Origin of the sequence: Rhizobium sp. SG2393 (genome assembly GCF_042610495.1) — a bacterium.
In the GTDB taxonomy this organism is placed as follows: Bacteria; Pseudomonadota; Alphaproteobacteria; order Rhizobiales; family Rhizobiaceae; genus RU20A.
On the sequence record NZ_JBHGAP010000001.1, the window covers coordinates 1,478,556 to 1,491,776 of the forward strand.

A 13,221-nucleotide genomic window follows, 5' to 3' on the forward strand; every position below is an offset into this window, starting at 1 on the left:
GGCGTTCATCATGTTGAGCGAACCCGTTTCCGCCGGGTCTCGCAGGCACCTGTTCCAGACCGTATCATGGCCCGGAACCCGCCTCGCGAACCACCGGCGATACCTGCAAATCCGCGAGGACCTGAGCATGCACCAACTGTTCTTAACTTAGAATAAAAGCACTTATAAAATCAACCGATGATGGTTGCGGTGGAACCGCGCGCGCCGGACGCAATCTTTTCAGGAACCGCGCGGGACTGGCGGCACCGCCGACCTGCCGTCGCCAGACGGGAACGACGTGGTAGCCTCCGCCAAAGCGCTCGCGGGCCATCTGCCGCCTGCCCGCAAAATGCAGGTGCGCCGGAGCATGCGATACGGTTCCGGCTGTCAGGCGTGGATGCCTGGCGCTTCCTGGCCGGTGCGGGCGACATATTCGTGATAGCCGCCATCGTAGCGCAGCACGCCCTCCGGCGTCAGTTCCAGAACGCGGTTCGACAGGGCGCCGAGGAAGTGGCGGTCGTGGGACACGAAGATCATCGTGCCCTCGAAGGTCGAGAGCGCCTTCACCAGCATGTCCTTGGTGTCGAGGTCGAGGTGGTTGGTCGGCTCGTCCAGAACCAGAAGATTCGGCGGATCGAACAGCATCATTGCCATGACGAGGCGCGCCTTTTCTCCGCCCGAGAGAACGCGGCAGCGCTTTTCGATATCGTCGCCGGAAAAGCCGAAGCAGCCGGCAAGCGCCCGGAGCGGCCCCTGCCCGGCCCGCGGAAAGGCGTTTTCGAGTGCTTCGAAGATCGTCTCCTCGCCATCGAGCATTTCCATGGCATGCTGGGCGAAGTAGCCCATCTTCACGCTGGCGCCGAGATTGACGGTCCCCTCGTCCGGCGTGCTGGCCCCGGCAATCAGCTTCAGGAGCGTCGATTTGCCCGCGCCGTTGATGCCGAGGATCGACCAGCGCTCCCGCCGGCGGATGGTGAAGTCGAGCCCGTCATAGATCACACGGTCGCCATAGGCCTTGCGCACGTTCTTGATGACGACGACATCCTCGCCCGAGCGCGGCGCGGGCTGGAAATCGAAGGCCACCACCTGTCGGCGGCGCGGCGGTTCCACACGGTCGATCTTGTCGAGCTTCTTGACGCGGCTCTGCACCTGGGCAGCATGGGAAGCGCGCGCCTTGAAGCGCTCGATGAACTTGATTTCCTTGGCGAGCATGGCCTGCTGACGCTCGAACTGCGCCTGCTGCTGCTTCTCCGCCTGCGCCCTTTGCTCTTCGTAGAAGGCGTAGTCACCATTATAGGTTGTAAGTCCACCTCCGTCGATTTCGAGGATCTTGTCGACGATGCGGTTCATGAAGGCGCGGTCGTGCGAGGTCATCATCAGCGCGCCGTCATAGCCGCGCAGGAAGTTTTCCAGCCAGATCAGGCTTTCGAGATCGAGGTGGTTGGAAGGTTCGTCGAGCAGCATCACATCGGGGCGCATCAGCAGGATGCGGGCAAGCGCCACGCGCATCTTCCAGCCGCCCGAAAGCCCGCCGACATCGCCGTCCATCATCGACTGGCTGAAGGAAAGCCCGGCCAGCACCTCGCGGGCGCGGCCCTCCAGCGCGTAGCCGTCCAGTTCCTCGTAGCGCGCCTGCACTTCGCCGTAGCGCTCGATGATCTCGTCCATGCGGTCCAGCTGGTCGGGATCGCTCATCGCCGCCTCGAGGCTCGCAAGCTCCGCCGCCACCTCGCTGACGGGCCCCGCGCCGTTCATGACCTCCTGCACGGCGCTGCGGCCGGCCATCTCGCCAACATCCTGGTCGAAATAGCCGATCGAAACGCCGCGATCGACGGAGATCTGCCCCTCGTCGGGCTGGTCCTGCCCGGTGATCATGCGAAACAGCGAGGACTTGCCGGCCCCGTTCGGACCGACGAGACCGATCTTCTCGCCCTTGTTGAGCGCAGCGGACGCCTCGATGAACAGGATACGGTGGCTGAGCTGCTTGCTGATATTGTCGATGCGGATCATGGAACGGTCGGGCCTGAGGACTGCGGCCGCGCGAAGGCCGGGGCGATGCTTGGCTGGCCTTTGCCACGCCCGCCGCCCAAAGGAAAGACCGGGAGCGGGGCTTTCCTCCGCAAGCCCGTTCAAAGCCGTGCTGCCTTGGGCTATCGTGTCGGCAGGGCAACAGCACTGGAACAGCTGGGAGGCATCCATGTACAGAACGAAGACCGGGTCGCGACAACGATATGCCGCCATGCTGTCGCTGGGCCTGCTCGCTTTGGCGGTGCCGGCCGCTCCGGGCATGGCCGCCGGCAAGGGCCCGACCTTCGATTGCCGCAAGGTCGAGAAGGGTTCGATCGCCGAGCGGGTCTGCAACGATCCGAAACTGTCGGCCGCCGACCGGAAGCTCGACGCCGTCTATCGTCAGGCAGCTCGGAAAGCGAAGAACGAACACCCGCCGCTCCTTGCCGCCGAGCAGCGCGGCTGGATCAAGGGCCGCGACGAATGCTGGAAGGCGAAGGACATCGGCGACTGCATTGCCTTCGCCTACGAAAACCGCATTGCCGAACTGCAGGCACGCTACCGGCTGGTGAAGTCTCTGGGCCCGTACCGCTGGATCTGCGATGAGAACCCGGCCAATGAGGTGATCACCACCTTCTTCAAGACCGAACCACCGACCATGATCGCCGAGCGCGGCGACGAGACATCGCTGATGTTTGCCGCGCCGGCCGCCAGCGGCGCCCGCTATGCCGGGCGCAACGAGACCTTTTGGGAGCACCAGGGCGAGGCGACCATCACCTGGGGTTACCAGGCGCCGGAAATGACCTGCCGTCCGGCAAAATGAACCGTGCGCGGCCCGCCTCGCCCGGATGTGCCGGGCGGGGTTACGGCGTCTCGCCCCAGGTTTCAGCGAGCACGCGAAGCCAGTTTTCCCGGAGAAGCTTGGCAAGATCGTCCCCGCGGTAGCCCGCGTCGCTCAAGGCATCGACCAGCACCTGGGTGCCGGATGCATCGCCGATTTCGGCGGGGATCGTCGCGCCGTCGTAGTCCGAGCCGATCGCCACGCAGTCGATCCCCATGCGCTCGACCATGTAGTCGATATGGCGGATCAGGTCGGACATGGGCGTCAGCGCATTTTCGAGCCCGTCTTCACGCAGCATGGTCGTCGCGAAATTGAGGCCGACCACGCCCTTTCGTTCGGCAATGGCATCCATCTGCCGGTCGGTGACGTTGCGGGCAACGGGCGTGAGCGCATGGGCATTCGAGTGGCTGTGCACCAGCGGCCGTGTCGAGACGCGCGCCACATCCCAGAACCCCTTTTCCGTCATGTGGGCGCAGTCGACGAGAATGCCCATCGTGTCGCAGGCCCTGACCAGCGCCTCGCCCGCTTCCGTCAGGCCGGGCCCCGTATCGGGCGAGCGGGGAAAGGCGAAGGGAACTCCGTGACCGAAGATCGTGTGACGGCTCCAGACCGGCCCCAGCGAGCGCAGGCCGGCAGCGTAGAAGACGTCAAGTTCTGACAGGTCCGCGCCAATCGCCTCGCAGCCTTCCATGTGCAGGACCGCGGCAAACACCCCGTCGGCCATGGCGTTCCTGATATCGCCGACCGAACGACACAGGCGCCAGGCCCCGGCACGGTCAAGCCGCAGGGCAATCGAGGCCATGTCCAGCGCAATGCCGAGCGAAGGCTGCCGCTCGAGCGGCGCAGACATGGGCGTATCATAATGGCCGTTTTCGTCCGGCTGCCGCAGGATCAGGCCGCCCGAGGGAATGTAGATCGCGCAAAGCCCGCCGGCCAACCCTCCCTCGCGGGCGCGCGGCGCATCGATATGGCCGTTGGCCGCGCCGTTGACGAAATCGGCGACCGGGTCGCCGCCACCTCGCTTCAGCGACCAGAGGCGCAAGAGAACGTCGTTGTGACCGTCGAATACCGCCTGCATGGTCTGCCTTTCCGGGAATGTTGCGCCACCGTCTGGCGGACGGCGTGAATCATTGTGCGATGGGAGGCGACGGTACTGGACCCACCCCTCCGCATCAATGCCGCGCTCCCGCCAACCACGCAGAGCCCACGATGTTCCCGTGGGAAGGCGCTGCCGGCCCGGATTTGAAGCCTTGCGAATATGGCGATTTGTGGCAAAGGTAGCACCCTGGCCGGCAAGGACACCGTGGCCGGCGAAGAAGAAATGACATGCGGGCCACGGGGCGAAGGATCGCCACCGGCCCGCCGCGGCGGACTGGCGGCTTCAAGCCTCGGAAACGCCCGCGGAACGGGAGAGCCATGACGGCGGTCACGACGGTATTCAAGCGGCTGACACTGGTGATAGCGTCTGCCGCTCTGCTGTACGCCTGCGCCGGACGACCGGAAGGCGTGCTCATCCCGAACGGGACAGCGCCCGGCGCAAGCGAGGTGAACCTTCTCGTCGCGACAACGCGTGCGCCCTCCACCGAGCCTGGCGTCCTCTTTGGCGGCGATCGCGGCGACCAGATCTCGGTCGCCTCAATCGTTGTGTCCATCCCGCCGGATCAAAACCGCAAGATCGGCCAGGTTCAGTGGCCGCAGACATTGCCGGCCGATCCACGCAAGGAGTTTTCGACGGTCAGCGTCACGCCGCTCGATGATGACACAGGCGTCAATCTCTGGGCGAAGGACAACATTCCGAAGAGCCGGCGCATGCTGATCTTCGTGCATGGCTTCAACAATCGCTACGAAGACGCCGTCTATCGCTTCGCCCAGATCGTGCATGATTCCAAGGCGGATGTGGCGCCGGTGCTCTTCACATGGCCCTCGCGCGCCAGCGTCTTCGATTACGTCTATGACCGCGAGAGCACCAACTATTCCCGCGATGCGCTGGAGGACTTGCTGCGCAAGGCCGCCAACAGCCCGAAGGTCGGCGAAATCACCGTCATGGCCCATTCCATGGGCACCTGGCTTGCCATGGAATCGCTGCGCCAGATGGCCATCCGCGACGGCCGCGTCGCGCCCAAGATCAGGAACGTCATCCTCGCCTCTCCGGACATCGACGTGGATGTCGTGGCCAAGCAGTGGGAGCAGATGGGCCGGGACAAGCCGCATTTCACCATCTTCGTCTCCCGCGACGACCGGGCGCTGGCTGCCTCGCGCATCATCGCCGGCGATATCGACCGCCTCGGCCAGATCGACCCGACCGTCGAGCCCTATCGCAGCGCGCTGGAGCAGCGCGGCATTACCGTCTTCGACCTCACCGATCTCGACAGCGATGACGACTTGAACCACGGCAAGTTCGCCGAAAGCCCTGAAGTGGTGAAACTCATCGGCAACCGCCTGATCGCCGGCCAGACGATTACTGACAGCAATATCGGCCTCGGCGATCGTCTGGGTGCTGTGGCGCTCGGCGCGGCCCAGACGGTGGGCACAGCCGCCAGCGTCGCCGTGTCCACGCCGATCCTCGTCTTCGACCCGAAGACCCGGGAGAACTACGACGAACAGTGGCAACGCCTCGGCCGCTCCGTGCAGAACACGGTCGGCACCACCGGCACCCATGTGAAGGCAAAGCCACAGCCATGAACCTCAAGGAATTCGCCAGCCATCTCGGCCTGTCGCAGACGACGGTCAGCCGGGCGCTGAGCGGCTATCCGGAGGTCCGCGCCGAAACCCGCGAACGCGTGATGCGTGCCGCCCGCGAGCTCGGCTACCGGCCGAACACGGCCGCCATCGGCCTTGCCACCGGCCGGGCCGGCGCGATCGGCATCGTGCTGCGCGGCACGGGCTTCGGCCCGCATGCAACGGAATTCCTGGGCGGCCTTGGCGGCCGCCTCCAGGCCGACGACATCGACATGCTGATCTCGACGGTGGAAAGCGAGGAGGCGGAACTGTCGATCTACCGCCGGCTGGCCGCCAGCAAGCGCGTCGATGGCTTCGTACTGCACTCGCCGCGCCTCGGCGATCCCCGTCTTGCGCTGCTGGAAGAGCTCGGCCTGCCCTTCATCGTCCATGGCCGCGCGCAGGCGCCCGGCTGCGCCTTTCTCGACATCGACAACAGGGGCGCGACCCGGCAGGCGACCCGCCTGCTCCTCGATTTCGGCCACCGCCGCATCGCCCTTGTCAACGGCCACCGCGGCATGGTCTTTGCCGAACACCGCCACGAAGGCTATTGCGAGGCGCTCGGTGAGGCCGGCATCGCCATCGATCCCTCGCTGACCGGCAATGGCGACTTCACCGACGAAATGGGCTTCCGCCTCACCCAGTCCTTCCTCGCCGGTGCCCATCCGCCGACCGCGATCATCGCAGGCTCCATGATGTCCGCACTCGGCGCCATGCGCGCCATCCGCGCGGCCGGGCTGACGGCCGGCGAGGATGTCTCCCTCATCGCCCATGACGATGTCTTCGCCTATCTCAGCCCCGAAAACCTCATTCCGACGCTCACGACCACACGCTCCTCCATCCGCGCCGCCGGCACCCGCATCGCCGAACTCCTGCTGCAACGCCTGAAAGGCCGGCCGGCGGAAGAGTTGCGCGAGGTCTGGCCGGTCGAACTCGTCATCCGCCGCTCGACGGGACGGCCACGGGCGACGGGGTGAGATGCCGGCTGTAGTCTACGATTGGCACGGAGGGGTGCCCAAGGGGCGCATTGCCCCAACCGCCATCATTGCCCCCAGCCGTCATCCTCGCCCCCAGCCGTCATCCTCGGTCTTGACCCGAGGATCCACACGCCGGGCACCGAGTCCGCCGCATGGATGCTCGGGTCAAGCCCGAGCATGACGCAGGAGAAGGACTTACCGCCACAAGCGGGCCGAGGCGCAACCCTACCTCACACCTTCATTTCCCGCCGCTCCGTCTCCGTCGCGAAAGAGAGGTCCAGCACGCGCTGCAAGGTCGCTGCGCGGCGGAAATCCGGCTCCTGGCTGTGGCCGGTGGTGACGGCGTCCACGAAGCGCTGGTAGTTGGTCGGCACCGTACCGGCGTCGATGTCGCGCCAGGTTCCGGTCTCGATGTCCTCGCCGAGGCACCCTTTCAGGGTCGAGCCCTGCGGGGTGTGGATCACCTCCAGCGCGCCGCGGTCGCCGTGCAGCTTCAGGCGCAGTTCGTTGAGATGGCCGGTCGCCCAGCGGCTGGAATGGACGACACCCATGGCGCCGTTGGAAAACTCCACCGTCATGGCGAAGCTGTCATTGGCGTCGAGGTCGTAGTCGCCGATGCGGTTTTCCGGCGCCTTGTCGAAGGTCTTCAGCCGCGTGAAGATGCGCTCCACATCCGCCGCGCTGCCATAGCTCGCAAAGTCGAGAATGTGGATGCCGACATCGCCGAGAACCCCGTTCGAGCCGTGCTTGCGCGACAGCCGCCAGAGCCACTGTGCCTCCTTCGCCCAGTCGCCCCAGGCCTTGGAGACCAGCCAGCTCTGGAGATAGGAGGCCTCGATGTGGCGCACGCGCCCGATCGTGCCATCCAGCACCATCTGCCGCGCCACCTGCAACGGTGCGACATTGCGATAGGTGAGGTTGACCATGCCGATCAGACCGGCCTTCTCCGCCGCCGTCGCCATCTCGTCGGCTTCGGCATAGGTCTCGGCCAGCGGCTTTTCGCACAGGACATGCTTGCCGGCCGCGATCAGTTGCAGGGTGGTTCGGTAGTGGATGCGGTCTGGCGTCACATTCGTGGCCGCGTCGAAGCCGCCCCATTCGATCGCCGCCTCTAGCGAGGGAAAGGTCTTCGGAATGGCATGCCGCTCCGCAAAGGCTGCGGCCCGGGCCGGGTCCACATCCACGCAGGCGACCATCTCCACGCCATCGATGGCCGAAAAGGCGGCGGCGTGGCTGTTGGCCATGCCGCCCGTACCGAGCACCAGAAGACGGATCGTCATCAGCGATACCCCGCCTCGCCGGCCTGATGCAGCTTCGGGCCGCGCTCCTCGATCGGCTCCAGCGCCTTTTCGACCGGCACGTTCGGCGCATCATGGATCGCCGCGTAGGTGCCCTGCGGGTTGTGCGCCCACTTCACCGAATTCGTCAGCACGCGATGCACGTTGGCATCGTGATAGGTCGGGTAGGTCTCGTGTCCGGGGCGGAAGTAGAAGATGTTCCCGGCGCCGCGCCGCCAGGTCAGCCCCGAACGGAAGACTTCGCCGCCCTGGAACCAGGAGATGAACACGGTCTCCAGCGGTTCCGGCACCGAGAACTGCTCGCCATACATCTCCTCGTTTTCCAGCACGAAGTTCTCGTCGAGCCCTTCGGCGATGGGATGGCGGGGATTGATGACCCAGATGCGCTCGCGTTCGCCCGCCTCGCGCCACTTCAGCGCGCAGGGCGTACCCATGAGCCGCTTGAAGGGCTTGGAGAAATGGCCGGAATGCAGCACGATCAGGCCCATGCCTTCCCACACGCGCGCCGCGACCCGCTCGACGATGCCATCGTCCACCGCGCCGTGATCCTTGTGGCCCCACCAGAGCAGCACGTCCGTCTCGGCCAGCCGATCGACGGACAGCCCGTGCTCCGGCTCCTGCAGCGTCGCCGTCGTGGCGGTGATCGCCGGATCGGCGTTCAGCGCCCGGGCAATGGTCGTGTGCATGCCCTCGGGATAGATGCTGCGGACAACATCATTGGTCTGCTCATGGATGTTCTCGCCCCAAACGACCGCTCTGATCGCCATGACGTCACGCCTTTCCGGTCCGCTATCGGGACCCCAGATGGATGGAATTTGAAACCGCTTTCAAATGAAGCGTTACAACGCTCCTGCGCCGCCCGCAAGACGGGGTGACGGCGGCCTGCGAAAGAAATTCAGCCCTTGCGCATGGATGATGCCGCGCCTTGGTGAAGGGCGGATCGCTCCGGTTTCCGTGAAGCGGCACCATCGGTGCCGGCGCCTCCATCATGTCGCCTGATCCTGGGTTCACGCGACATGCTGGAGAATTCTGTTTTGCATGTCTTTTTCCTGAAACCGCGACACACTTTCAGGAGACATGCCTTAGTGAAATGTGGAGGACGACAAAAGGTTCAAGACCAGAACACCGGCAATGATGAGGCCGAGGCCGACAACGGCGGCGAGATCGAGCGTCTGACCGAAGACGACGAAACCGACGAGCGAGATCAGCACGATGCCGAGCCCGCTCCACACCGCATAGGCGATGCCGACCGGCAGGGTGCGCAGCGTCAGCGACAGGAAGTAGAAGGCGATGGCATAGCAGACCACCATCATCGCCGTCGGCCAGGGCCGGGTGAAATGCTGCGCCGCCTGCATGGCCGAAGTGCCCAGCACCTCGAAGACGATGGCGATGACGAGAAGCGAGTAGACGGCAACAGGGCTCATGGAAGGGCTCCGGAGACGGCGGCAAGACCCGCCGGACGACAAGAGGAAACGACAAGGGGAAGATCCGCGCGCCGCAGGTCTGCGCGGCGGGATAGGAAAAGAGACGGCCCAAGGGGGCCGCAGCAAGGCTCACTCGGTGGTGAGGGCCATCAGACGCGCCTTCAGCGCTTGCCGTTCCCCGGGCTCGAGCCGGTGGCTGCCCAGCATGTCGGCCAGCCAGACCCCGTCCGCCGCAAACCGCGCCGCAAGGCAGCCGGGCGTGGCATCCGTCTCGGCGTGGTGCGCGGCCTTCTCCGCCACGAAAGCCTGCCAGCGCGCCTTCAGCGACGGGTCCGCCAGCAGCGCGACGGTCAGCACGCGCCAGCCGGCGCCGGCAGGGGCATCCTCAAGGTCGAAGCAGACCGCGACATAGGCCCGTGAGTACCGCCCGGCCGGCACGCTGTCCGCGGCCATGGCGGCGGTAACGGCCGCGTCGAACGCGACCAGAAGCCGCTCGAACAGGCCATCGATCAGCGCCGCCTTGTTTGGGAAATGATGCAGGAGCCCGCCCTTGCTGACCCCCGCAGCCGCCGCCACCGCATCCAGCGTCACGCCTGAAATGCCGGCCTCGGCCGCAAGCGCGCCCGTTACGGCCAGCACCTGCTGGCGGACCTGTTCCGGCTGCTTCGATTTGCGGTGCGCGTTCGTCATGCACTCTCTCTAACATACCGTCTGGACGGTTTGCAAGAGAGGCGCATATCCCTGCGCACGCATCGGCTGCGCGCCATTTGCCGCAGGGGGCAAGGCCTGAAGCCCGCGATGAATGTCGCGAGGCGCATTGCATGCCACGGCCAGCCTGCCCTATCTGGAACCGAGAACGGGAGACGGATCATGGCGGAAGGCGAGACCACCACGCTCTATGAGGCGATCGGCGGTGACGAGGCGGTGAAGGCGCTGACGGAGCGCTTCTACGTGCTGATGGACACGCTGCCGGAAGCTGCCCGCTGCCGCGCCCTTCACCCTGACGACCTCACGGGCAGCCGGGAAAAGCTCTACCTCTACCTGACGGGATGGCTGGGTGGCCCGCCCGTCTATGTCGAGCGCTACGGCCACCCCATGCTGCGCCGACGCCATTTCGGCGCAGCGATCGGCCCGGTGGAGGTGGAGGAATGGCTGCTCTGCTTTGATCGCGCACTGGACGAAACCGTAGCACATCCGAAGCTTCGCGAGATCATCCGCGAGCCGATCACGCGGCTCGCCCACCATATGCGCAACACCGAGTAGATGGCGCCGACCCGCCCGAACGCCACGACATCAAGGAACAGAGCATGACTGCCAACGCGCCCCTTCCCCTCACCCAGCGCAGTTTCGTGGCCGTGGCCGGCCTGATGGGGGCTGCCGGTGTGGCGCTCGCCGCCGCTGCCGCCCATGGGGGTGACGCCCGCGAACTCGGCGCCGCCTCGGCGATCTGCCTTGCCCATGCCCCGGCACTGCTGGCGCTCGGGCTTTCCGGCGGCCGGCTGCGGCTCGGCGCGCTGGCAGCGATCCTGCTCTTTGCCGGCGCCGGCCTGTTTTCGCTGGACATGGCCTCCCGCCACTTTTGGGGAGGCCCGGTCTTCCCGATGGCTGCGCCCACGGGCGGCACGACGGCCATTCTCGGCTGGGTGGTGCTGGCCATCGGCGCGCTGCTGCCGCAGGGGCGGTAGGCCGGTAATCGGGCTACGCGCCCTCAACCACCGTATAGCCCTCGAACTGCGGCGGTCCGAGATACATGGCGCGGTTGTCGCCGGCATTGCGGTGGGCGGCGCGGAAATTTTCCGATGTCGTCCAGGCCGCGAAGGCTTCGCGGCTTGCCCAGAGCGAGTTGGAGATGAACGGCGTGTAGCCCTCATCCGCTTTCGTCTCGCCGCGCAAAAGGCGGAACTCGATGAAGCCGGGATTCTCCGCAAGCGTCGAATCGCGGTTCTTCCAGACGGCCTCGAAGGCTTCCTCGTGGCCCGCGACGATCTTGAAGCGGTTCATGGCAATGAACATGGGCTCTCCCCCGGTTTGTTTGAGGCCAAAGGATGGGCCGGACTAAGGCCCGTTACAAGACCTGCCCTTACGAACGCCGCGCCGATGACGCACCGAAGAGGATGACCTGGCCGCCATCGGCGATCCTGCGGCGAAGACGCGCCCCCTCTTTACGGATGAAGGGCAGGATGAGCGCGGACGGACGTTCCGCGCCAGGCTGCGGCAGGCGCAAGAGGGCGTCGTGCAGTTCCGGCAGCATCCCCTCGCCCTGCATCTCCGCCAGCTTGTGCAGGCCGATCAGCAGATAGGGGTCGGGTCTCTCGTCGCGCATGCGCGTCCTCCTCGAAGATCAGTTGCCGCCGGCCGTCTTGAGATCCTGCAGCGCCCGCTCCAGGCTGGACTTGCTGCCGTTGCGCAGCGGCACGAAGGCCTTGCCCCACTTCTTGCAACCGGTCTTCACCCGCAGACACGCATCATGGCTGATGCAGTCGATGGGGCAGAAGACGCAATCGACGGAGGGCAGCACCCGGTCGATGCGCGACACCGCCTCGCGCAGCCCGCCATCATGATGGATGAGCTCGGCGCCGAAGGAACTGGCGATCTCGCGCAGATGCGCCACCTGGCAATCCCGCCCGCCGACATAGAGGAAGCTGCGGCCGGCAAGCCTGTCCCCGGACGGGGCCTGAGTGTCGATGCCGGCAGGAGCCTTCCTGTCCTGCCGCTGATCCTTCTTCCGGCGCTTGTCGGCCATGTCGATTGTCCCTCGCTGGCACCGCCTCGGGCGGCCTGTCTCACATCGAATCCGCCCCGCGGCGGCTGGAATGCGGCGACCCTACAAAACATGACAAAAGCAGTAAAGTATAATCTTGACGATAAAACTCATATTTTCATCGCAGGAAGAAAATATTGCAAAACCAATGGGCGTCGCCCTGCCGGAGCAGAAGTCAACGCCCGGAGACCGTCCGCAGACCTCAGCGGGAAAAGCCGAGTGGAATGGTGAAGGCCCAGCTGTCACGCCCCGCGCCCTCCGGGATCTTCGGGAAAGGAGCGGCCCGGCGCACGGCCTCAAGCGCCGCTTCGTCGAGGATGGGCGAGCCGGTGCTGCGGGCGAGCGCGATGCTCGCCACCTGCCCGTCGGCCCGCACCGTGAAGCGCACCTGCGCGTCACCCTTGATGCCGCCGCGACGGGCTTCCGACGGGTAGCGCAGCGCCCGGGTCAGCCTGGCGCGGACTTTGCCGGGATAGTTGGAGACCGCCGCATTGCCGGCCGCCTGCGGGCGCTGGCTGCGTGCGGCCTCGCCACCCTCGTTGGCCTTCGCCTGCTGCTGGCCATCCGTCACCCCCCGCACCTTCGTTTCGGCCGCCTTGCCCTCGTCACCGGCCTGTTGACGCTCGGCAACCTTGCGCGGCGGCTCCTTCTTCTCGACCTTTCTCTTCTCGGTCTTCTTCGGCGCGGGCTTTTCCATGACCGTCGCGGGTTCCGGCCGCGGCAGGGGCGTCACCACGTCGGCGAGGTCCGGCATCAGCTCTTCGGAGGGCTGGAGCGAAGCAGTCACCAGCGGATCGTCAGCCGTTACCGGCGGCTCTGCCCCGGCGGGCAGAACCACATCCGCCGCAACGGGCGGCGCACTCTCGGAAGGCGCAACCTCGCTCACCTCGGGTGTGATATCGGGCGTGAGGGCGGGCGTGAGATCGGCGGAAGGCTCCGCTGGCGTTTCCGGCTGGAGGGCTGCGACCTCCTCAGGCGGCGTCTCTTCCGGCTGCACCGCGCTCGGGGTCACCGCATCGGCCGCCGCGCCGGCCTGCAAGGTCTCCTCGAAGGCATTGCCGAGAACGGCGATCTCCATCGGCTCGCCGCCGGCCACCTGTGCCTCCTCCGGTCCCGCCTGCATGAGATAAGCCGCTGCGCCCGCATGCGCCGCGAGCGAAAAGGCAACCGCCAGACCCCATTTCAACATCGTCTTCATGCGTCTCGTCCCGTCGGC

The 13,221-nt window shown here is 66.0% G+C and carries 15 protein-coding genes; 5 read left to right on the plus strand and 10 right to left on the minus strand.

Annotated features, from left to right (window positions below; genetic code table 11):
- Positions 1 to 366: 366 nt before the first annotated feature.
- A complete protein-coding gene (locus ACED18_RS06935) occupies positions 367 to 1,989 on the minus strand; it encodes an ABC-F family ATP-binding cassette domain-containing protein (RefSeq protein WP_377290298.1) in 1,623 nt (540 codons plus the stop codon).
- Between the two features lie 187 nt (positions 1,990 to 2,176).
- Between ACED18_RS06935 and ACED18_RS06940 the strand changes: the two genes are divergently transcribed.
- The gene (locus tag ACED18_RS06940) at positions 2,177 to 2,809 is read left to right on the plus strand and encodes an MliC family protein (RefSeq protein ID WP_377290300.1); all 633 of its coding nucleotides are present in this window, start codon (positions 2,177 to 2,179) and stop codon (positions 2,807 to 2,809) included.
- Positions 2,810 to 2,849: 40 nt separating this feature from the next.
- On the opposite strand, the gene ACED18_RS06945 is transcribed toward ACED18_RS06940, so the two are convergent.
- Entirely contained in the window at positions 2,850 to 3,905 is a 1,056-nt protein-coding gene (locus ACED18_RS06945; protein ID WP_377290302.1) for a dipeptidase, read from the minus strand.
- Positions 3,906 to 4,243: 338 nt separating this feature from the next.
- Between ACED18_RS06945 and ACED18_RS06950 the strand changes: the two genes are divergently transcribed.
- On the plus strand, positions 4,244 to 5,509 hold the full coding sequence (locus ACED18_RS06950) for an alpha/beta hydrolase (protein WP_377290304.1): 1,266 nt from the start codon (positions 4,244 to 4,246) through the stop codon (positions 5,507 to 5,509).
- Positions 5,506 to 6,522 carry a LacI family DNA-binding transcriptional regulator gene (locus tag ACED18_RS06955; RefSeq protein WP_377290306.1) on the plus strand — a complete coding sequence of 339 codons (1,017 nt, stop codon included), beginning with the start codon at positions 5,506 to 5,508 and terminating at the stop codon, positions 6,520 to 6,522. Before ACED18_RS06950 ends, ACED18_RS06955 begins: the two co-directional genes overlap by 4 nt.
- Positions 6,523 to 6,752: 230 nt before the next feature.
- Here ACED18_RS06955 and ACED18_RS06960 read toward each other — a convergent pair whose 3' ends face one another.
- From ACED18_RS06960 to ACED18_RS06975, 4 genes are all read right to left on the minus strand, one after another.
- Positions 6,753 to 7,796, minus strand: coding sequence for a Gfo/Idh/MocA family protein (locus ACED18_RS06960; protein ID WP_377291087.1), 1,044 nt, complete (start codon positions 7,794 to 7,796; stop codon positions 6,753 to 6,755).
- A gap of 5 nt (positions 7,797 to 7,801) precedes the next feature.
- Positions 7,802 to 8,587: a ThuA domain-containing protein gene (locus ACED18_RS06965; protein ID WP_377290308.1), complete on the minus strand. Its 786-nt coding sequence runs from the start codon at positions 8,585 to 8,587 to the stop codon at positions 7,802 to 7,804.
- 315 nt (positions 8,588 to 8,902) lie between these two features.
- Complete coding sequence (locus ACED18_RS06970) at positions 8,903 to 9,244, minus strand: DMT family transporter (RefSeq protein WP_377290310.1); 342 nt, start codon at positions 9,242 to 9,244, stop codon at positions 8,903 to 8,905.
- 129 nt (positions 9,245 to 9,373) lie between these two features.
- A complete protein-coding gene (locus ACED18_RS06975; RefSeq protein WP_377290312.1) occupies positions 9,374 to 9,934 on the minus strand; it encodes a TetR family transcriptional regulator in 561 nt (186 codons plus the stop codon).
- 180 nt (positions 9,935 to 10,114) lie between these two features.
- Between ACED18_RS06975 and ACED18_RS06980 the strand changes: the two genes are divergently transcribed.
- Together ACED18_RS06980 and ACED18_RS06985 are read left to right on the plus strand one after the other, a co-directional pair.
- The gene (locus ACED18_RS06980; RefSeq protein WP_377290314.1) at positions 10,115 to 10,507 is read left to right on the plus strand and encodes a group II truncated hemoglobin; all 393 of its coding nucleotides are present in this window, start codon (positions 10,115 to 10,117) and stop codon (positions 10,505 to 10,507) included.
- A gap of 44 nt (positions 10,508 to 10,551) precedes the next feature.
- Entirely contained in the window at positions 10,552 to 10,929 is a 378-nt protein-coding gene (locus ACED18_RS06985; protein ID WP_377290316.1) for a DUF423 domain-containing protein, read from the plus strand.
- A gap of 13 nt (positions 10,930 to 10,942) precedes the next feature.
- On the opposite strand, the gene ACED18_RS06990 is transcribed toward ACED18_RS06985, so the two are convergent.
- The 4 genes from ACED18_RS06990 to ACED18_RS07005 all read right to left on the minus strand — a co-directional run bounded on the left by ACED18_RS06990 (position 10,943) and on the right by ACED18_RS07005 (position 13,203).
- Positions 10,943 to 11,257 carry an antibiotic biosynthesis monooxygenase family protein gene (locus ACED18_RS06990; protein ID WP_377290318.1) on the minus strand — a complete coding sequence of 105 codons (315 nt, stop codon included), beginning with the start codon at positions 11,255 to 11,257 and terminating at the stop codon, positions 10,943 to 10,945.
- Between the two features lie 67 nt (positions 11,258 to 11,324).
- Positions 11,325 to 11,567, minus strand: a complete 243-nt coding sequence (locus ACED18_RS06995) for a hypothetical protein (RefSeq protein ID WP_377290320.1) — start codon at positions 11,565 to 11,567, stop codon at positions 11,325 to 11,327.
- An 18-nt stretch (positions 11,568 to 11,585) separates the two neighbouring features.
- Positions 11,586 to 11,987: a DUF2325 domain-containing protein gene (locus ACED18_RS07000; RefSeq protein WP_377290322.1), complete on the minus strand. Its 402-nt coding sequence runs from the start codon at positions 11,985 to 11,987 to the stop codon at positions 11,586 to 11,588.
- A gap of 220 nt (positions 11,988 to 12,207) precedes the next feature.
- Positions 12,208 to 13,203, minus strand: coding sequence for a TonB family protein (locus ACED18_RS07005; RefSeq protein WP_377290324.1), 996 nt, complete (start codon positions 13,201 to 13,203; stop codon positions 12,208 to 12,210).
- Positions 13,204 to 13,221 lie beyond the last annotated feature (18 nt).

Bases quoted from the DNA above. Each gene is read 5' to 3' on its own strand.
- ACED18_RS06935 (WP_377290298.1), bottom strand. From the start codon at position 1,989: ATGATCCGCATCGACAATATCAGCAAGCAGCTCAGCCACCGTATCCTG.
- ACED18_RS06940 (WP_377290300.1), top strand. From the start codon at position 2,177: ATGTACAGAACGAAGACCGGGTCGCGACAACGATATGCCGCCATGCTG.
- ACED18_RS06945 (WP_377290302.1), bottom strand. From the start codon at position 3,905: ATGCAGGCGGTATTCGACGGTCACAACGACGTTCTCTTGCGCCTCTGG.
- ACED18_RS06950 (WP_377290304.1), top strand. From the start codon at position 4,244: ATGACGGCGGTCACGACGGTATTCAAGCGGCTGACACTGGTGATAGCG.
- ACED18_RS06955 (WP_377290306.1), top strand. From the start codon at position 5,506: ATGAACCTCAAGGAATTCGCCAGCCATCTCGGCCTGTCGCAGACGACG.
- ACED18_RS06965 (WP_377290308.1), bottom strand. From the start codon at position 8,587: ATGGCGATCAGAGCGGTCGTTTGGGGCGAGAACATCCATGAGCAGACC.
- ACED18_RS06970 (WP_377290310.1), bottom strand. From the start codon at position 9,244: ATGAGCCCTGTTGCCGTCTACTCGCTTCTCGTCATCGCCATCGTCTTC.
- ACED18_RS06975 (WP_377290312.1), bottom strand. From the start codon at position 9,934: ATGACGAACGCGCACCGCAAATCGAAGCAGCCGGAACAGGTCCGCCAG.
- ACED18_RS06980 (WP_377290314.1), top strand. From the start codon at position 10,115: ATGGCGGAAGGCGAGACCACCACGCTCTATGAGGCGATCGGCGGTGAC.
- ACED18_RS06985 (WP_377290316.1), top strand. From the start codon at position 10,552: ATGACTGCCAACGCGCCCCTTCCCCTCACCCAGCGCAGTTTCGTGGCC.
- ACED18_RS06990 (WP_377290318.1), bottom strand. From the start codon at position 11,257: ATGTTCATTGCCATGAACCGCTTCAAGATCGTCGCGGGCCACGAGGAA.
- ACED18_RS06995 (WP_377290320.1), bottom strand. From the start codon at position 11,567: ATGCGCGACGAGAGACCCGACCCCTATCTGCTGATCGGCCTGCACAAG.
- ACED18_RS07000 (WP_377290322.1), bottom strand. From the start codon at position 11,987: ATGGCCGACAAGCGCCGGAAGAAGGATCAGCGGCAGGACAGGAAGGCT.
- ACED18_RS07005 (WP_377290324.1), bottom strand. From the start codon at position 13,203: ATGAAGACGATGTTGAAATGGGGTCTGGCGGTTGCCTTTTCGCTCGCG.